General features: G+C 69.6%; 19 protein-coding genes and 1 riboswitch. Of the genes, 8 read left to right on the top strand and 11 right to left on the bottom strand.

Going from position 1 to position 16530, the window contains the following annotated elements; all coding sequences use genetic code 11:
• Nucleotides 1-86: 86 nt before the first annotated feature.
• A riboswitch (ZMP/ZTP riboswitch) is annotated at nt 87-180 on the top strand.
• A gap of 35 nt (nt 181-215) precedes the next feature.
• Nucleotides 216-1664, top strand: coding sequence for a glycine hydroxymethyltransferase (locus AAW14_RS31325; RefSeq protein ID WP_265567807.1), 1449 nt, complete (start codon nt 216-218; stop codon nt 1662-1664).
• A 31-nt stretch (nt 1665-1695) separates the two neighbouring features.
• Here AAW14_RS31325 and AAW14_RS31320 read toward each other — a convergent pair whose 3' ends face one another.
• Nucleotides 1696-2316 (bottom strand): hypothetical protein, encoded by a 621-nt coding sequence (locus AAW14_RS31320; RefSeq protein WP_265567823.1) that lies wholly within the window; start codon nt 2314-2316, stop codon nt 1696-1698.
• Nucleotides 2317-2471: 155 nt separating this feature from the next.
• Here AAW14_RS31320 and trpS point away from each other — a divergent pair, with 155 nt between their 5' ends.
• Together trpS and AAW14_RS31310 are read left to right on the top strand one after the other, a co-directional pair.
• On the top strand, nt 2472-3485 hold the full coding sequence (trpS, locus tag AAW14_RS31315; protein WP_265567806.1) for a tryptophan--tRNA ligase: 1014 nt from the start codon (nt 2472-2474) through the stop codon (nt 3483-3485).
• 155 nt (nt 3486-3640) lie between these two features.
• Nucleotides 3641-4243: a 2'-5' RNA ligase family protein gene (locus AAW14_RS31310; RefSeq protein ID WP_265567805.1), complete on the top strand. Its 603-nt coding sequence runs from the start codon at nt 3641-3643 to the stop codon at nt 4241-4243.
• Nucleotides 4244-4272: 29 nt separating this feature from the next.
• Here AAW14_RS31310 and AAW14_RS31305 read toward each other — a convergent pair whose 3' ends face one another.
• Nucleotides 4273-5052, bottom strand: a complete 780-nt coding sequence (locus AAW14_RS31305; RefSeq protein ID WP_265567804.1) for an SDR family NAD(P)-dependent oxidoreductase — start codon at nt 5050-5052, stop codon at nt 4273-4275.
• Nucleotides 5053-5193: 141 nt separating this feature from the next.
• Here AAW14_RS31305 and AAW14_RS31300 point away from each other — a divergent pair, with 141 nt between their 5' ends.
• On the top strand, nt 5194-6105 hold the full coding sequence (locus AAW14_RS31300) for a YihY/virulence factor BrkB family protein (protein WP_265567803.1): 912 nt from the start codon (nt 5194-5196) through the stop codon (nt 6103-6105).
• Here AAW14_RS31300 and AAW14_RS31295 read toward each other — a convergent pair.
• Nucleotides 6053-7264, bottom strand: a complete 1212-nt coding sequence (locus AAW14_RS31295; protein ID WP_416223405.1) for a D-alanyl-D-alanine carboxypeptidase family protein — start codon at nt 7262-7264, stop codon at nt 6053-6055. The two genes, AAW14_RS31300 and AAW14_RS31295, sit on opposite strands and share 53 nt — an antisense overlap.
• 88 nt (nt 7265-7352) lie before the next feature.
• Between AAW14_RS31295 and AAW14_RS31290 the strand changes: the two genes are divergently transcribed.
• The 3 genes from AAW14_RS31290 (at nt 7353) to AAW14_RS31280 (ending at nt 9634) form a co-directional block, all read left to right on the top strand.
• On the top strand, nt 7353-7595 hold the full coding sequence (locus tag AAW14_RS31290; RefSeq protein WP_265567801.1) for an SCO4848 family membrane protein: 243 nt from the start codon (nt 7353-7355) through the stop codon (nt 7593-7595).
• A 65-nt stretch (nt 7596-7660) separates the two neighbouring features.
• Nucleotides 7661-7924 (top strand): hypothetical protein, encoded by a 264-nt coding sequence (locus AAW14_RS31285; RefSeq protein ID WP_416223404.1) that lies wholly within the window; start codon nt 7661-7663, stop codon nt 7922-7924.
• Between the two features lie 153 nt (nt 7925-8077).
• Nucleotides 8078-9634 carry an ABC transporter substrate-binding protein gene (locus AAW14_RS31280; protein WP_265567800.1) on the top strand — a complete coding sequence of 519 codons (1557 nt, stop codon included), beginning with the start codon at nt 8078-8080 and terminating at the stop codon, nt 9632-9634.
• Nucleotides 9635-9643: 9 nt separating this feature from the next.
• Here AAW14_RS31280 and AAW14_RS31275 read toward each other — a convergent pair whose 3' ends face one another.
• The 3 genes from AAW14_RS31275 to AAW14_RS31265 are packed head-to-tail and all read right to left on the bottom strand — an operon-like array spanning nt 9644 to nt 11354.
• Nucleotides 9644-10444: a TetR family transcriptional regulator gene (locus AAW14_RS31275; RefSeq protein ID WP_265567799.1), complete on the bottom strand. Its 801-nt coding sequence runs from the start codon at nt 10442-10444 to the stop codon at nt 9644-9646.
• An 11-nt stretch (nt 10445-10455) separates the two neighbouring features.
• The gene (locus AAW14_RS31270; RefSeq protein WP_265567822.1) at nt 10456-10941 is read right to left on the bottom strand and encodes a thiol-disulfide oxidoreductase DCC family protein; all 486 of its coding nucleotides are present in this window, start codon (nt 10939-10941) and stop codon (nt 10456-10458) included.
• 5 nt (nt 10942-10946) lie between these two features.
• Nucleotides 10947-11354, bottom strand: a complete 408-nt coding sequence (locus AAW14_RS31265; RefSeq protein WP_265567798.1) for a hypothetical protein — start codon at nt 11352-11354, stop codon at nt 10947-10949.
• 182 nt (nt 11355-11536) lie between these two features.
• Between AAW14_RS31265 and AAW14_RS31260 the strand changes: the two genes are divergently transcribed.
• Entirely contained in the window at nt 11537-12166 is a 630-nt protein-coding gene (locus AAW14_RS31260; RefSeq protein ID WP_265567797.1) for a Uma2 family endonuclease, read from the top strand.
• A gap of 72 nt (nt 12167-12238) precedes the next feature.
• Here the strand turns inward: AAW14_RS31260 and AAW14_RS31255 are convergent, their stop codons facing one another.
• The 5 genes from AAW14_RS31255 to AAW14_RS31235 form a co-directional block, all read right to left on the bottom strand.
• Nucleotides 12239-13000, bottom strand: a complete 762-nt coding sequence (locus tag AAW14_RS31255) for a succinate dehydrogenase iron-sulfur subunit (protein WP_265567796.1) — start codon at nt 12998-13000, stop codon at nt 12239-12241.
• Entirely contained in the window at nt 13000-14754 is a 1755-nt protein-coding gene (gene sdhA, locus AAW14_RS31250) for a succinate dehydrogenase flavoprotein subunit (protein ID WP_265567795.1), read from the bottom strand. Before sdhA ends, AAW14_RS31255 begins: the two co-directional genes overlap by 1 nt.
• Before the next feature lie 19 nt (nt 14755-14773).
• A complete protein-coding gene (locus AAW14_RS31245) occupies nt 14774-15256 on the bottom strand; it encodes a succinate dehydrogenase hydrophobic membrane anchor subunit (protein ID WP_265567794.1) in 483 nt (160 codons plus the stop codon).
• Nucleotides 15257-15261: 5 nt separating this feature from the next.
• On the bottom strand, nt 15262-15642 hold the full coding sequence (gene sdhC / locus AAW14_RS31240) for a succinate dehydrogenase, cytochrome b556 subunit (RefSeq protein WP_265567793.1): 381 nt from the start codon (nt 15640-15642) through the stop codon (nt 15262-15264).
• Nucleotides 15643-15809: 167 nt separating this feature from the next.
• Complete coding sequence (locus AAW14_RS31235; protein WP_416223403.1) at nt 15810-16424, bottom strand: 2-oxo-4-hydroxy-4-carboxy-5-ureidoimidazoline decarboxylase; 615 nt, start codon at nt 16422-16424, stop codon at nt 15810-15812.
• Between the last annotated feature and the right edge of the window lie 106 nt (nt 16425-16530).

Below are 16530 nucleotides of genomic sequence, written 5' to 3'. Positions count from 1 at the left end.
CCTCCCTGGCCTCGTTCCTGTCGTTCCTATCCTCGCTCGCATGGTGGACGTCGGAGCCGGGCCGCCCGAGCCGCCCGGTAGGCTGATCGACGGGCCGTGACTGGCGCGCTGGGATGGGACCGACCATCGGGGAGCGGCCCGGAGTCAAGCGATCGTGTGCCGTGCGCCTGGGCCAACCGTGAACGCCGAACGCACGCTGTCCGGAGGTCCCCACCATGCCAGAGCAGCCCCGCTCCACCGAGTCCACCGCCTTCCGCGCCGCCCTCGACGTGATCCGTGCCGTCGAGCCGCGCGTCGCCGACGCCATCGGCCAGGAGGTCGCCGATCAGCGCGAGATGCTCAAGCTGATCGCCTCCGAGAACTACGCCTCCCCGGCCACGCTCCTTGCGATGGGCAACTGGTTCAGCGACAAGTACGCCGAGGGCACCATCGGCCGCCGCTTCTACGCCGGCTGCCGCAACGTCGACACGGTCGAGTCGCTCGCCGCCGAGCACGCCAAGGAGCTCTTCGGCGCCCGCCACGCCTACGTCCAGCCGCACTCCGGCATCGACGCCAACCTCGTCGCCTTCTGGGCGGTCCTCGCCCAGCGCGTCGAGGCCCCCGCCCTGGAGAAGGCGGGCGTCCGCCAGGTCAACGACCTCTCCGAGGAGGACTGGGCCGAGCTGCGCCGAGCCTTCGGCAACCAGCGCATGCTCGGCATGTCCCTGGACGCGGGCGGTCACCTCACCCACGGCTTCCGCCCGAACATCTCCGGCAAGATGTTCGACCAGCGCTCCTACGGCACCGACCCGGCCACCGGCCTCATCGACTACGAGGCCCTGCGCGCCTCCGCCCGCGAGTTCCAGCCGCTGATCATCGTGGCGGGCTACTCGGCCTACCCGCGTCTGGTGAACTTCCGGATCATGCGCGAGATCGCCGACGAGGTCGGCGCGACGCTCATGGTCGACATGGCCCACTTCGCGGGCCTGGTCGCGGGCAAGGTCCTGACCGGCGACCTCGACCCGGTACCGCACGCCCAGATCGTGACGACCACCACCCACAAGTCGCTGCGCGGCCCCCGCGGCGGCATGGTCCTGTGCGACGACTCCCTCAGGGACCAGGTCGACCGCGGCTGTCCGATGGTGCTCGGCGGCCCGCTGCCGCACGTGATGGCCGCGAAGGCGGTGGCGCTGGCGGAGGCCCGGCAGGACTCCTTCCGCGACTACGCCCAGCGGATCGTCGACAACTCCCGCGCGCTCGCCGAGGGCCTGATGCGCCGCGGCGCCACGCTCGTCACGGGCGGCACCGACAACCACCTGAACCTGATCGACGTGGCCTCCTCCTACGGCCTCACCGGCCGCCAGGCGGAGGCGGCCCTGCTGGAGTCGGGCATCGTCACCAACCGCAACGCCATCCCGGCCGACCCGAACGGCGCCTGGTACACCTCCGGCATCCGCATCGGCACGCCCGCGCTCACCACCCGTGGCCTGGGCACGGCGGAGATGGACGAGATCGCCGCCCTGATCGACCGCGTCCTGACGACCACGGTCCCCGGCACGACCGGCAAGGGCACCGCGTCCAAGGCGCAGCACGTCCTGGACCGGAAGATCGCGGACGAGATCGCCCACCGCGCCTCGGACCTCGTATCGGGCTTCCCCCTGTACCCGGAGATCGACCTCGGGTGACTTGATCACCACGGGTGCCCGACGACATCGGTCACCCGAGCTCTCCAAGATCGATGAGCTCCTGCCGCGGCGGCCCGGCCCCTCGCCGAGCCGCCGCGCGGCGCAGTACGGCAAGCGTGCCGCCGACCCCCAGGGCCACTCCCGCCCCGAGTCCCACGGCCCCCCAGCGCAGGACGTCCGAGGAACCGTCCTCGGCGGCGGGCGCGGGCCCGAACACCCCGCCCTTGTCCAGCTGCTCGAAAACGGCGCGCGGCACCCGACGCCACCGCACCTCGCCGTCGACGACATCCGGTGCCGGATCCGACCGAACCCACACCGTGCCGTCCGCCGCCACGACCACCTGGTCCTGCCGCTCGATGGCCACGTCGCCCCGGGGCGTTCGCCGCGTGTACGGCCACCCCCCGATCCCGGTCAGCCCCCACACCACGGTGGCCCGCACCGGCGGATACCGGCCCTGAGTCCATGCCTCCGGTACCCGCTCGGTCCCCGTACCGGTCGGCCCCAGCAGCTGCCACAGCAGCGCGAACTCCCGGTCCCCCGAGCGGAGCGTCACCGTGCGTTCCGCCACGACGAGCGCCAGATCCGGTATGTCCCTGCTCACGGCCCGCGCCGGGGCGGTGGCCACCGCCACCCCCGTCAGCGCCGCGACCATCACCACCAGTGCCGCCACCAGCCTGCCCAGCCCGCGCACGCGGCCCCCCTTCCTCGTTCTGCCCTCATTGTTGTTACACCGCCGGGGACGATTCGGGCCGGAGCTGTTGCCCATCAGTTCCGGACCGTCCCCAGGAACCTGAGAGAATGGTGAACATGGCCTCTGATCGTCCTCGCGTGCTCTCCGGAATCCAGCCCACCGCCGGCTCGTTCCACCTCGGCAACTACCTCGGCGCCGTCCGCCAGTGGGTGGCCCTGCAGGAGACCCACGACGCGTTCTACATGGTCGTCGACCTGCACGCGATCACGGTCCCCCAGGACCCGGAGGACCTGCGCGCCAACACCCGCCTGGCCGCCGCCCAGCTGCTCGCGGCCGGGCTCGACCCGGAGCGGTGCACGCTCTTCGTCCAGAGCCATGTCCCCGAGCACGCCCAGCTCGCCTGGATCATGAACTGTCTCACCGGCTTCGGTGAGGCGAGCCGCATGACGCAGTTCAAGGACAAGTCCGCGAAGCAGGGCGCCGACCGCGCGAGCGTCGGCCTGTTCACGTACCCGATCCTCCAGGTCGCCGACATCCTGCTCTACCAGGCCAACGAGGTCCCGGTCGGCGAGGACCAGCGCCAGCACATCGAGCTGACCCGTGATCTCGCCGAGCGCTTCAACGCCCGCTTCGGCCAGACCTTCACGGTCCCGCGGCCGTACATCCTCAAGGAGACGGCGAAGATCTACGACCTGCAGGACCCGTCGATCAAGATGAGCAAGTCGGCCTCCACGCCGAAGGGCCTGATCAACCTGCTCGACGAGCCGAAGACCACCGCCAAGAAGGTCAAGAGCGCCGTCACGGACACGGACACCGTCATCCGGTACGACGTCGAGCTGAAGCCGGGCATCAGCAATCTGCTGACCATCTACTCGACCCTCACCGGTACGGGTGTCGCGGAACTGGAGCAGAAGTACGCGGGCAAGGGCTACGGTGCGCTCAAGACGGACCTCGCCGAGGTCATGGTCGACTTCGTGACGCCCTTCCGGGAGCGCACCCGGCAGTACCTCGACGACCCGGAGACGCTCGACTCGATCCTGGCCAAGGGCGCGGAGAAGGCGCGCGCCGTCGCCGCGGAGACCCTCTCCCAGGCGTACGACAGGGTGGGGTTCCTGCCCGCCAAGCACTGACCCGCCCCGGAGCCCCGACGCGCCGTGGAGTGCTGCACTCCACTCGGTCTGCGCCTGCCCGAGGGGACGGGCCTGGCCGTACAGTCGAAAGCCGAACACCGCAGCGGCAGCGACCCCCTGCCGCCACAGACAACAGCACGAGGACAGGAGACGACGTGGGGACCGTAACGATCGGTGTGTCGATCGCGGTCCCGGAGCCTCACGGCAGCCAGCTCCAGGAGCTGCGCGAGGGCTTCGGCGACGCCGCGGCTCCGTGCATCCCCACGCATGTCACCCTGCTGCCGCCGACGGAGGTCGACGCTTCCGAGCTGCCCGCGATCGAGGCGCACCTCGCCGAGGTCGCGGCGGCCGGCCGCCCCTTCCCGATGCGGCTGTCCGGAACGGGCACGTTCCGGCCCCTGTCGCCCGTGGTGTACGTACAGGTCGTCGAGGGTGCCGAGGTGTGCGGATGGCTGCAGAAGCAGGTCCGCGACGCCTCCGGGCCGGTGGCGCGCGAGCTGCTCTTCCCCTACCACCCGCATGTCACCGTGGCGCACGGCATCGACGAGGCGGCGATGGACCGGGCGTTCGAGGAGCTCGCCGGCTACGAGGCCGAGTGGCCGTGCACGGGCTTCGCGCTGTACGAGCAGGGCGCGGACGGCATCTGGCGCAAGCTCCGCGAGTTCCCCTTCGGCAACTCGGTGGTGCCGCCGCAGGCGAACGCGTCCCGCGAGGACCGCGGGGAACGGCGCGACCAACCCCAGACGGCCTGCAGCTGACGCGGTCCCGCAGTCGGGGAGCGCCCCGCCTAGAGGTGCAGCCGTCGGAACACGGCACGCGGCAGATGCCGGACGGCCGCCATGACGACCCGCAGCGCGCCGGGCACCCACACCACCTCCGACTGTCTCCGCAGCCCCAGCTCGATCGCGGTGGCGACCGCCTCCGGCGTGGTGGCCGCCGGCCCCTCTGTCCCTGTGACCCCGATGGCCGCCGTGGGCGCGTGTCCGCGGACGGACGCGGGGCGTACGACCATGACGTGCACACCGGTGCCGTACAGCGCGTCGCCCAGGCCTTGCGCGAACGCATCCAGCCCGGCCTTGCTGGAGCCGTAGATGAAGTCGGAGCGGCGGGCGCGTTCACCGGCGACCGACGACAGCACCACGAGTGAGCCGTGGCCCTGCGCCTGCAGCGCACCGGCGCACACCAGGCCCGCCGAGACCGCTCCCGTGTAGTTGGTCCCCGCGACACGTGCCGCGGCCACCGGGTCGCGTTCGTCGGTCGCCTGGTTGCCGAGCATGCCGAACGCGAGGAGCACCAGGTCGATGTCGCCCTCCGCGAACACCTTGCCGAGCGCGGTCTCATGGCTCTCGGGGTCCAGGGCGTCGAAGGCGACGGTACGGGTGTCGGCCCCGAGCGAGCGCAGGTGCTCGGCGGCCCTCTCCAGCTCGGGGGAGGGGCGCCCGGCCAGCCATACGGTACGGGCGCGCCGGGTGATGAGCCGGCGTGCGGTGGCCAGCGCGATCTCGGACGTGCCGCCGAGGATCAGCAGGGACTGGGGAGTGCCGAGGGCGTCCTTGTGGGCAGGCATGGCCATGACCGTAGCGCCGCAAAACGGGCATAACCCAATAATGTCCTCGCCTTCCTGCGGCTCCTCACTGAAATGGGCGAGCGCGGGCACTCGGTGTTCCGCACAGGATCGGACGGGGGATCTCGAGGGGAGACTCGGATCATGGACTGGCTGAAGAAGCTCCCCGGGATCGGGCCGTTGGTCGGGCGTCTCATGGCCACCCACGCCTGGCGTTCGTACGAGCGCCTCGACCGGGTGAAGTGGACCCGGCTCGCCGCCGCCATGACGTTCATCAGCTTCGTGGCGCTCTTCCCGCTGCTCACCGTCTCCGCCGCGATCGGCGCCGCGACGCTCAGCGACTCCCAGCAGAACGAGTTGCAGCACAAGATCGCCGAGCAGTTCCCCGGCATCTCCGGTCAGCTCGACATCCACGGCCTGGTCCAGAACGCGGGTACCGTCGGTCTCATCGCCGGCGCCGCGCTGCTGTTGACCGGCATCGGCTGGGTCGGCCAGACGCGGGACTGCCTGCGCGCGGTGTGGGAACTGCCGGACAGCGATCAGAACCCGGTGCTGCGCGTGGCCAAGGACGCCGTCGTACTCGTCGGCCTGGGCGGCGCGATCCTCATCACCATCGCCACGTCCACCGTCGCCTCCGCGCTGGTCGACTGGGTGGCCGGGCAACTCGGCCTCGACAAGGGCGGCTGGGGGAGCGTCCTGCTGCGGGTCGCCGCCTTCGCCGTCGCCGTCCTCGCCGACTTCCTGGTGCTGCTGTACGTCCTCACGTTGCTGCCCGGGGTGGAACCCCCGCAGCGCCGCCTGCTGACCGCCGCCCTGATCGGCGCGGTCGGCTTCGAACTGCTCAAGCTGCTGCTCAGCGGCTATATCCAGGGCGTCGCCTCGAAGAGCATGTACGGCGCCTTCGGCGTGCCGGTCGCGCTGCTCCTGTGGATCAACTTCACCACGAAACTCGTGCTGTTCTGCGCCGCCTGGACGGCGACGCAGAGCAACGGAACCGACGAGGTCACGGACGCGTCCGACGGCGCACCAGATCAGGCAGCGGCCAGCGGCGGTTGACCAGGAACACGCCCACGGCGAGCAGCGCCACAACGCCGCCGGCGACGCCGATCGCCACTCCCACGCCGCTGGAGCCTCCCCTCGCCGAGGCGGTCCCCGGCCTGGCGGACGCCTTGCCCGCACCCGTGGCGGACGGATTCGCGCCGGCCTGCCCGCCCGCCCCCGCGCCCCTGGGGGCGACGAGCTCGCCCACCGGCTTCACCTTGCCGGCCGCGCCGAAGCCCCAGTCGAGCAGCCGCGCGGCCTCCTTGTAGACCTCGTTGTGCTCCTTCTTCTCCGGGTTCATGACCGTGACCAGCAGCACCCTGCCGTTGCGCTCGGCGACGCCGGTGAAGGTCGCGCCCGCGTTGGTGGTGTTGCCGTTCTTCACGCCCGCGATCCCCCGGTACGGAGTGATGTCGCTGTCCCCGGCCAGCAGCCGGTTGGTGTTCTGTATCTCGAAGGACGCACGGGTCTTCTTGCCCTTCTTCTCCGTGGTCTCGCCCGGGAACTGCGCCCGTACCGTCGAGCAGTACTCCCGGAAGTCCTTCTTCTGCAGCCCGGAGCGGGCGAACAGCGTCAGGTCGTACGCCGAGGAGACCTGCCCGTCGGAGTCGTAGCCGTCGGGGCTTACCACGTGCGTGTCCAGGGCCTGGAGCTCCTCGGCGTGCGCCTGCATGTCCTTGACGGTCTGTTCGACGCCCCGGTTCATCGCGGAGAGCACGTGCACGGCGTCGTTGCCGGAGCGCAGGAAGACGCCGAGCCACAGGTCGTGGACCGTGTAGGTCTCGCCCTCCTTGATCCCGACCAGGCTGGACCCGGCGCCCATGCCCGTCAGGTCGGCGGGGACCACCTTGTGCTGCTCGCTGCTCGGGAACCTGGGCAGGACGGTGTCGGCGAACAGCATCTTCAGGGTGCTCGCCGGGGGCATCCGCCAGTGCGCGTTGTGGGCGGCCAGGACATCACCCGACTCGGCGTCGGCGACGATCCAGGAGCGCGCGGTGACGTCCTTCGGCAGCACCGCCGTGCCGCTGCCGAGGTTCACCTGAGTGCCCGGTCTGCCCAGCAGCCCGCCGCCGACCGTCGACATCGCGGCCGGGGGCGTGGCGGACGGCGATACGGCGGGGCTCTGCGGAACCGCGACCGCGGTCACGGGTGCGGCGAGGGAAAAGGACACCACGGCGGCGGAGACGAGCGGCAGGCGGTGCCCCGAGCGGGGCTCCCCACCCCGGAGCGAACGACTCCGGGAGAAAGGCGATACTGAACCCATGAAGCTCAGTCGCCCCATCTCCTGGTTCCTGCTCGCCTTCGGGGTGTGGAGCTGGGTCATTTGGGTCACTTTCGTCAAAAACCTATGGAAGGACGGCAGCGGACTCGCGTTCGATCATGCGGGGAACCCAACGGCGTACTTCTGGGTGCATCTGACGCTCGCCGTCGTCTCCTTTGTCTTGGGGACTGTCATCGGCGTCATCGGGTTGCGCGGACTGCGCGCGCTGCGGCAAATCTCATAGCGGGAGACGGGGAGACGGGGAGACGGGGAGACGGGGAGACGCAAAGTGCGCTCACCGTCCAGGCGTTGACCGTTCTGGCCGTCCATCCGTCTGGCCGTCTGGCCCTCCGGCCGCGCAGCGGCCTGCACGGGTACGCGTGCAGGCCGCTGGTCCGTGACACGACCCGCGGGCCGGGCCTCGCCCGCCGCGCGGGCGAGGCGCTCCTCGTCGCCGGGCCGGTGCTGACGGTCGCGGCCCTGGCCGCCGAGCATGCCGGAACCCCCTCCTGGCTCCAGCGAATCCTGGCCCGGCCCGGGTTCCTCGTGGAGCCGGCGTCGCGGCAGACGTGACTTCTCGACGGCGCCGAAACCACCTCGAAACAACCAGTCGGTAAGTTCTTTCTCGTCTCGGCAAATCTCTCTTCCCTCGGCTGAAACGCGTGTGGTTAGGTGATCCGCACCACAGGGGAGTGGCATTCGCTGAGGGCCTGGGGAGGGGCGCCGATGCGATCGGTTCGCATGCGGATTCTCGCGACTGTGCTGGTGCTTGCGGGCGTGGGGGTGGGCGGGTGGCAGTTGATCCCGGCCAAGGAGAACTCCAACAGGACGATCACGGTGGGGACGACGGACGCCGTCACGTCGCTGGATCCGGCGGGGGCGTACGACGCCGGATCCTGGGCGCTGTTCAGCAATGTCTTCCAGTCGTTGCTGACCTTCGAACCCGACGGCGTCGAACCCGTGCCGGATGCCGCCGAGAGCTGTGGCTTCGTGGGGACGGACCTGCGGACGTACCGCTGCACCCTCCGCAAGGGCCTCGCGTTCCCCAGCGGACGCACCATGACGGCCGAGGACGTCAAGTACTCCTTCGAGCGGGTCAAGCGCATCAACTCCGACGTCGGGCCCGCGACCCTGCTCGCCACCCTCGCCTCGGTGGACGCCAAGGGGCTCACTGTCACCTTCCATCTGTCCTCGCCGGACGCGACCTTCCCGTTCAAGGCGGCCACCGGCGCCGGCTCGATCGTGGACCGCACCAGGTACCCGCGCAGCGCGCTGCGCACCGACTCCGGAGCCGATGGCACCGGGCCGTACGTCCTGACGGCGTACACGAAGGACAAGGAGGCCGTCCTCGCGCGCAACACGCACTACCAGGGCGACGTCAAGAACACCGGCCGGCCCGTCGTGCTGCGCTACTACGCCGACCCCGCCGCCCTGCAGAAGGCCTGGAAGGACAAGGAGGTCGACGTCGCCACGCGCCAGCTGCCGCCCGCCGTGCTCGCCGGTCTGTCGCCGAGCGACCCCAACCAGCGCGTCAGCGAGACCGACAGCGCCGAGATCCGCAACCTGGTCCTCAACACCGCCGCCCGCTCGCCGCTGCACGACCGTCGCGTCCGCCAGGCCGTCGCCACGCTGATCAACCGCGAGGAGCTGGTCAGCAAGGTGTACGAGGACACGACCGACCCGCTGTACTCACTCATCCCGGCGGGCATCACCGGGCACACCACCTCGTTCTTCGACGCCTATCCCAGGCCCGACGCCACCAACGCCCGCGCCCTGCTCACCGAGGCGGGCGTCCATGCGCCCGTCCACTTCACCTACGGCTACGCCAAGGGCCGCGGCGCCGCGGCCGAGGAAGCCGCGGAGCTGAAGCGGCAGCTGGAGGCGAGCGGGCTGTTCACGGTGGACGTCAAGGGGTACGAGTGGACCGACTTCCAGAAGCGTTACGCGAGGGGCGAGTTCGACGCGTACGCCGTCGGCTGGGTCGCCGACTTCCCGGATCCGGACACCTTCGGCGCCCCGCTCGTCGGCACCGGCAACAGCATGAAGAACGGCTACGGTGACAGGGCGGTCGACCAGCTGATCCTGGACAGCCAGCGCTACTCGGACCGCAGCCGGGCCGCGGGCGACTTCCGGGAGATGCAGGGGATCGTGGCACGAGACGTCCCGCTGATCCCGCTGTGGCAGCGCAAGGAGTACGTGGTCAGCAGCGTGGACGTCGGCGGCGGACAGTACCTGTCGGACGGCACCGGCGTATTCCGCCTCTGGCTGCTGGGCTGGATCTGACGTACGGCCTCAGGGGCGCCCGTCCGGGTCCCCGGCGTGCCCGTCCGGGTGCTCGGGGCGCTCGTCGGCGGCGGGCGCCCTGGTGCTGCCCGCGGGATCGGGCAGTGCCTTCGTCATTCCGGGCAGGAAGTCCGTGAAGAGTTCGTGCACCTCGTGGACCAGCGGTCGCAGCACCCGGAACCGGGCCAGTGAGACACCCCGCGCGGTGAGGCGGGCGCCGCGCTCGGCGAGCCGGTAGCTGCGCTCGCGCCCCTCGGTCCGGTCGAAGATCCAGTACAGGACGAGCCCCATCTGGGCGAGCCACATCAACTCCGGCAGTACATCCCGCAGTTCCTCCGGCACCTTCGCCCTGGACCCGGCCAGTACCTCGCGGTGGACGCCGATGGCCTCCAGACGCGCATGCTCCGACTCCGGGGAGAAGGGGCTGAGCGGGCTGTCCGGGTCGGCGGCATTCTTGAAGAACTGCACCGCGAACTCGTGGTACGGCGTGGCGATGTCCAGCCATGCCCTCAGTACGCCCGCGAGCCGCGCCTCCAGATCGGTCTCCCGGGCCAGGACTTCCCGGACCGCCACCCGGTGCTCGGCGGCGATCCGGTCGTAGAAGCCCTGGATCAGATGTTCCTTGCCATCGAAGTAGTAGTACGCGTTGCCGACGGAGACCCCGGCCTCCTTGGCGATCGCCCGCATCGTCGTCCTGTCGTAGCCGCGCTCCTGGAAGAGCCGCATCGCGGTCTCCAGGATCAGCGCGCGGGTTTGTTCGGACTTGGTGGGCGTACCGCCGTCTGCGGGGCTGTCGTTCTTCACGGGCACGGACAGAGAGCCTAACGAGTCGCGCAGGCGCCGCCGTCGCACCCGGGTGCGCTGTACGTCCACCCCCATCGCGGGTCGTACGTCCACCCGTCACCACGCCGGTGGGCCTTCCCGCCCCCCTGCGCCCCGCGCCACTTGGCCGCCGCAAGCACCGCGCCCCTGGCGAGCGTGGCGCCCGCCGGAGTGCTCAGCCGGTGGGCGAGGGCACGGTGCTCGCGCAGGGCCCACAGTGTGACGACCCAGGCGGCGGCGCCCCGGTAGACCTGACCGGAGTCGCCGACGACGGTGATCTCCTCGAGCGTGGCGCCGTGGTCCAGGCCGGGGAAGCGCCGGCGAGCCTGTGCCGAGGCGGCCGGCAGCAGCTCCAGCGGCACCAGCTGTGGCTGCCGCCCGAGCCAGTCGCGCAGGAAGGCGCACAGGGAGCACTCGGCGTCGTACAGGACGGTGAGCCCGCGGACCGGGACGCGCGCGGCGTCCCGGACCTCCGTGGCCGACATCGTGCTCACGCCCCGGCGGAGGGCGCGACCCAGTCCTGCGGCGTGACGGGCGGCACCTGTTCCCGCTCCATCACTCCGCGCCGCCGGATCTTGTTGAGCACGTAGACGTTGCCCAGGTGCATCACGCCGAGCACCAGCAGCACCACGCCGAGCTTGGTCGACAGGGCCTCGAAGATGCCGCGGGTGTCGGCGATGGTGCCGCCGCCGTTCAGGTACAGCGCGACGAAGCCGAGGTTCACGAGGTAGAAGCCGACCACCAGAAGGTGGTTGACGGCGTCGGCGAGCTGCTCGTTCCCGCGCAGCACGTCGGACAGGAAGATCCGGCCGTTCCGGCTGAGTGTGCGGGCCACCCAGACGGTCAGGGCGATGCTGGCCAGCAGATAGATGACATAGGCGATGACCGTGAGGTCCATGTCCCCACCCCTTCTTGAACGCGTTCAAAACGCTGTTGCAGATGACTGTAGCCCTACTTTTGAACGTGTTCAACTCAAGGTGGCGCAAGCCGATGATGTGATCACTCGTTGAGGTGAAGCGGCTCGGAACCCTCCTCGGTAGGCTGAACCGACAGGCGAGACTCCGTCGCATGGGAGCACTGATGAGCGCCGCACCCGAGGAAGATCTGCAACGGGACGAGGAGTCGGCGTACCGCTGGCCGATCCCGCCTGCGGAGGGTTGGGCCGCGGACGACCTCGACCGGATTCCGGGCCTCCCGCCGCACACGGAGTTGATCGACGGGAGCCTCGTCTTCATGAGTCCGCAGACCGCCTTTCACGGACGCTGTGTGCGTCTGCTGGAGAACTCACTCCTGGAGCAGGCCCCGGACCATCTCGACGTCATGCGAGAAATGACGATCAAGCTGGACACCAAGAACCGGCCCGAGCCGGACGTCCTGGTGTTTCCGGTGGAGGCGAACACGGGCCCTGGCCAGACCTGGTACGAACCCGAGGACGTCATCCTCGCGGTAGAAGTAGTCTCCCCCGACTCCCGCGAACGCGACCGCGAGGTCAAGCCCCGCAAGTACGCGGCGGCCGGCGTACGGCACTTCTGGCGGGTCGAGCAGGACGACGACAACAAGGGGCTCCCGGTCGTCTACGTCTACGAACTCGACCCCGCCACCAAGTCCTACGGCCTCACCGGCATCTTCCACGACCGGCTGAAGGTCTCCGTCCCCTTCGGCATCGAGATCGACCTGACGGCCGTCGACCAGCGCCCGGGTCGTTCCTGAGGGCGAACGCGAGTGGGCCCCGCTCCGGTACGTAACCGGAGCGGGGCCCACTCATCTGCGGGACCGCGAAGGTCAGAAGCGGCGCGTGATCAGCGCCCGCTTCACCTCCTGGATCGCCTTCGTCACCTCGATGCCACGCGGGCAGGCGTCCGTGCAGTTGAACGTCGTACGGCAGCGCCACACGCCGTCCTTGTCGTTCAGGATCTCCAGGCGCTGCTCAGCCGCGTCGTCACGGCTGTCGAAGATGAAGCGGTGGGCATTCACGATCGCCGCCGGACCGAAGTACTGGCCGTCGTTCCAGAACACCGGGCACGACGACGTGCAGGCGGCGCACAGGATGCACTTGGTCGTGTCGTCGAAGCGCTCCCGGTCCTCCGCCGACTGCAGACGCTCGCGCGTCGGCTCGTTCTTGTCGTGCGAGATCAGGAATGGCATCACGTCCCGGTACGCCTGGAAGAACGGATCCATGTCCACGACCAGGTCCTTCAGGACCGTGAGGCCCTTTATGGCCTCGATCGTGATCGGCTTCTCGGGGTTGATGTCCTTGATCAGCGTCTTGCAGGCAAGGCGGTTCTTGCCGTTGATCCGCATGGCGTCCGAGCCGCAGATGCCGTGCGCGCAGGAGCGGCGGAACGTCAGCGTGCCGTCCAGATCCCACTTGATCTTGTGCAGACCGTCGAGGACGCGCTCCTTCGGGTCGATCTCCAGCTGGAAGTCTTCCCAGGTCGCCTCCGCCGAGACCTCCGGGTTGAAGCGGCGGATCCGGAAGGTGACGGTGATGTACGGGGAGGCCGCGGACTCCGCCTCGGCCTTGTCCAGAACAGGGGTAGCCATCAGTACTTACGCTCCATCGGCTGGTAGCGGGTCTGGACGACCGGCTTGTAGTCGAGACGGATGGACTCGGTGCCGTCGGCGCCCACCTCGTGGTACGCCATCGTGTGGCGCATGAAGTTGACGTCGTCGCGGTTCGGGTAGTCCTCGCGGTAGTGGCCGCCGCGGGACTCCTTGCGGGCCAGGGCCGACACCGCCATGACTTCGGCGAGGTCCAGCAGGTTGCCCAGCTCGATGGCCTCGAGGAGGTCCGTGTTGAACCGCTTGCCCTTGTCCTGGATCGCCACGTTCTTGTAGCGCTCCCTGAGCTCGGCGATCTTCTCGACCGCCGTCTTGATCGTCTGCTCGGTGCGGAACACCATGACGTTCGCGTCCATGGTCTCCTGCAGCTCGCGACGCAGGTTCGCCACGCGCTCGCTGCCCGTCGACGACCGCAGTCGCTCGATCTGCTCGACCACGAACTGCTCGGGGTTCTCCGGCAGTTCGACGTACTCCGCCGTGTGCGAGTACTCGGCGGCGGCGATGCCCGCGCGCCGGCCGAAGACGTTGATGTCCAGCAGCGAGTTGGTGCCGAGGCGGTTGGCGCCGTGGACGGACACGCACGCGACCTCGCCGGCCGCGTACAGGCCGGGCACGATCGTGGTGTTGTCCGCCAGGACCTCGCCCTCGACGTTCGTCGGGATGCCGCCCATCGCGTAGTGCGCGGTCGGCTGGATCGGAATCGGGTCCGTGTACGGCTCGATGCCCAGGTACGTGCGCGCGAACTCGGTGATGTCCGGCAGCTTGGCGTCGAGCTGCTCCGGCGGCAGGTGGGTGAGGTCCAGGTACACGTGGTCGCCCTCGGGACCGCAGCCCCGGCCCTCGCGGATCTCCGTGTAGATGGAGCGGGACACGACGTCACGGGACGCCAGGTCCTTCATCACCGGCGCGTACTTCTCCATGAAGCGCTCGCCGTCCTTGTTGCGGAGGATGCCGCCCTCGCCGCGCGCACCCTCGGTCAGGAGGATGCCCATGCGCCAGATGCCGGTCGGGTGGAACTGGAAGAACTCCATGTCCTCCAGCGGCAGACCGCGCCGGTACACCGCCGCCTGGCCGTCGCCCGTCAGCGTGTGCGCGTTCGACGTCACCTTGAAGAACTTGCCGCAGCCGCCGGACGCGTAGATCACGGCCTTCGCCTGGAAGATGTGCAGCTCGCCGGTGGCCAGCTCGTACGCCACCACACCGGCCGACTTCTTGACGCCGTCGACCTCGGTGATCAGCTGGTCGAGGACGTAGAACTCGTTGAAGAACTCCACGCCCTCCTTGACGCAGTTCTGGTACAGCGTCTGGAGGATCATGTGGCCGGTCCGGTCGGCCGCATAGCAGGAGCGGCGGACCGGGGCCTCGCCGTGGTTGCGGGAGTGACCGCCGAAACGGCGCTGGTCGATCGTCCCGCCCGGCGTCCGGTTGAACGGCAGGCCCATCTTCTCCAGGTCGAGGACGGCGTCGATGGCCTCCTTCGCCAGGATCTCGGCGGCGTCCTGGTCGACCAGGTAGTCACCGCCCTTGACCGTGTCGAAGGTGTGCCACTCCCAGTTGTCCTCCTCCACGTTGGCCAGCGCGGCGGCCATGCCGCCCTGCGCGGCGCCCGTGTGGGAGCGGGTCGGGTAGAGCTTCGTCAGCACGGCGGTGCGGCTGCGCTTCGTCGCCTCGATCGCGGCGCGCATGCCGGCACCACCGGCGCCGACGATGACGGTGTCGTACTTGTGGATCTTCATGATTCTCGCAGCCCCGTGCCTAGCGGATGTTCGGGTCGAAGGTGAAGATCACCAGCGTGCCCAGCAGGATGGTGAACACCGTGGCGGTGTACAGCAGGCCCTTCAGCCACAGGCGCGTGTTCGCCCGCTCCGCGTAGTCGTTGATGACGGTACGCAGACCGTTGGCGCCGTGCAGCATGGCGAGCCACAGCATGGCGAGGTCCCAGACCTGCCACCACGGGGAGGCCCAGCGGCCGGCCACGAAGGCGAAGCCGATCTTGGAGACGCCGCCGTCCAGGACGAGCTGGATCAGCAGGTGGCCGATGACCAGGACGACCAGCACGATGCCGGACAGGCGCATGAACAGCCAGCCGTACATCTCGAAGTTGCCGCGGGTCGACTTCGGGGTCCTCTGCGTCCGCTTGCGCGGCGGCTCGATGACCGGCGCCGGGTTGTCGGCGTCGTACAGCGCGGCGCCCTCGACGGGGCCGATGCCGGAGGCGGTGGTTTCAGTCGTGGACATGCGCGTCAGCTCCCGAACAGTTCACGAGCGGCGTGGCCGAGGACGGGGTAGATGGCCCCGAGCATCAGCACGATCCAGATGCCGACGACGCTCCAGAGCATCTGCTTCTGGTAGCGCGGGCCCTTCGACCAGAAGTCGACGGCGATGACGCGGAGGCCGTTGAGCGCGTGGAAGAGGATGGCGGCGACGAGGCCGTACTCCAGGCACGCGACGATCGGCGTCTTGTACGTGGCCACGACCTTGTCGTAGGCCTCGGGGGAGACACGGACGAGAGCGGTGTCCAGCACGTGTACGAACAGGAAGAAGAAGATGAGGACGCCGGTGACTCGATGAGCCACCCAGGACCACATTCCTTCCCGGCCGCGGTACAGCGTTCCAGCCGGCACGGAAGAACCCTCCGGGAGCGGGGACTAGGGCCGCGCCGGCTTCTGTGTCGGTCGGGCCCGGCCGGGTACGGTCCACCGGCCCCCAGCATCGTAGCGACGTGTCGTCGGAACGCTTACGGCGGCCCTGCCTATGTGATCAAACTGGCAATCAAACGAGCACGGACGGGCTATTCGGCGGGGGCGGCCACCGGAGCGGGAGCTTGTCCTGCCGGTTCCCGCAGCAGTCGCGTCAGCCTTCCACGTGCCAGACGGCGCAGTTCCTCCGCCGCCAGCGGACGCTCCTCCTCCGGATCGTTTGTCAATCGTGACCGGATCGCCGCGAGCACCTGGTCGAGCTCCTCCTGCGGTGCCACCTCGTCCAGACAGATGACGAACACGTGCCCGAACCGGCTCTCGTAGGCGGCGTGGGCGGCGCTCAGGGCGGTGTGGGCGGCGGAGTACGTGCCGTCGGGGAGCAGGGTGAGCGACTCGCCGGCCAGGGCTTCGGCGAGGTCGGCAGGTGTGAGGTCGTACGCCGCCTCGTCGGCCGCGGCGAGCAGGGACTCCAGATCCGGGTAGGGGCGGTGCTCGGCGACGCGATGGGCCCAGCGCAGGCTGCGGCAGCAGGCCAGAAGGGCGTGCCGGACATCGTCGGCGGGCAGGGAGTTGAACCGCTCCAGGCCCGCGGGGGTCGTGCTGCGGTGTTGCGCCGGTAGGGCGGTGGAGCCGGGGAGTTGGGGGAGACGGTGCGCAGGCAGCGTGGGTCCTCGGCGGGTGGCGCACGTGAGGTTGGGCAACGTCACGTGCGGGTCGGCAGGGGAGCGTGTGGGATATGCGCCGCCACGTTACCGACGGCGATCGGGCAACCGTCCAGCCACTGCCCGATTTTCACCCGAATGGGAGAGTTTT

The sequence above is a fragment of the Streptomyces hygroscopicus genome, assembly GCF_026168105.1.
Lineage (GTDB): Bacteria > Actinomycetota > Actinomycetes > Streptomycetales > Streptomycetaceae > Streptomyces > Streptomyces hygroscopicus_D.
Note: the sequence above shows the minus strand (reverse complement) of the source record. Positions and strands in the feature narration are given on the sequence as shown.

What these genes read in the sequence shown, in the direction of transcription:
- trpS (WP_265567806.1), top strand. Translation starts at nt 2,472, where the DNA reads ATGGCCTCTGATCGTCCTCGCGTGCTCTCCGGAATCCAGCCCACCGCC.
- AAW14_RS31255 (WP_265567796.1), bottom strand. Translation starts at nt 13,000, where the DNA reads ATGGCTACCCCTGTTCTGGACAAGGCCGAGGCGGAGTCCGCGGCCTCC.
- sdhA (WP_265567795.1), bottom strand. Translation starts at nt 14,754, where the DNA reads ATGAAGATCCACAAGTACGACACCGTCATCGTCGGCGCCGGTGGTGCC.
- AAW14_RS31320 (WP_265567823.1), bottom strand. Translation starts at nt 2,316, where the DNA reads ATGGTCGCGGCGCTGACGGGGGTGGCGGTGGCCACCGCCCCGGCGCGG.
- AAW14_RS31325 (WP_265567807.1), top strand. Translation starts at nt 216, where the DNA reads ATGCCAGAGCAGCCCCGCTCCACCGAGTCCACCGCCTTCCGCGCCGCC.
- AAW14_RS31280 (WP_265567800.1), top strand. Translation starts at nt 8,078, where the DNA reads ATGCGATCGGTTCGCATGCGGATTCTCGCGACTGTGCTGGTGCTTGCG.
- AAW14_RS31300 (WP_265567803.1), top strand. Translation starts at nt 5,194, where the DNA reads ATGGACTGGCTGAAGAAGCTCCCCGGGATCGGGCCGTTGGTCGGGCGT.
- AAW14_RS31305 (WP_265567804.1), bottom strand. Translation starts at nt 5,052, where the DNA reads ATGCCTGCCCACAAGGACGCCCTCGGCACTCCCCAGTCCCTGCTGATC.
- AAW14_RS31290 (WP_265567801.1), top strand. Translation starts at nt 7,353, where the DNA reads ATGAAGCTCAGTCGCCCCATCTCCTGGTTCCTGCTCGCCTTCGGGGTG.
- AAW14_RS31245 (WP_265567794.1), bottom strand. Translation starts at nt 15,256, where the DNA reads ATGTCCACGACTGAAACCACCGCCTCCGGCATCGGCCCCGTCGAGGGC.
- AAW14_RS31270 (WP_265567822.1), bottom strand. Translation starts at nt 10,941, where the DNA reads ATGTCGGCCACGGAGGTCCGGGACGCCGCGCGCGTCCCGGTCCGCGGG.
- AAW14_RS31265 (WP_265567798.1), bottom strand. Translation starts at nt 11,354, where the DNA reads ATGGACCTCACGGTCATCGCCTATGTCATCTATCTGCTGGCCAGCATC.
- AAW14_RS31260 (WP_265567797.1), top strand. Translation starts at nt 11,537, where the DNA reads ATGAGCGCCGCACCCGAGGAAGATCTGCAACGGGACGAGGAGTCGGCG.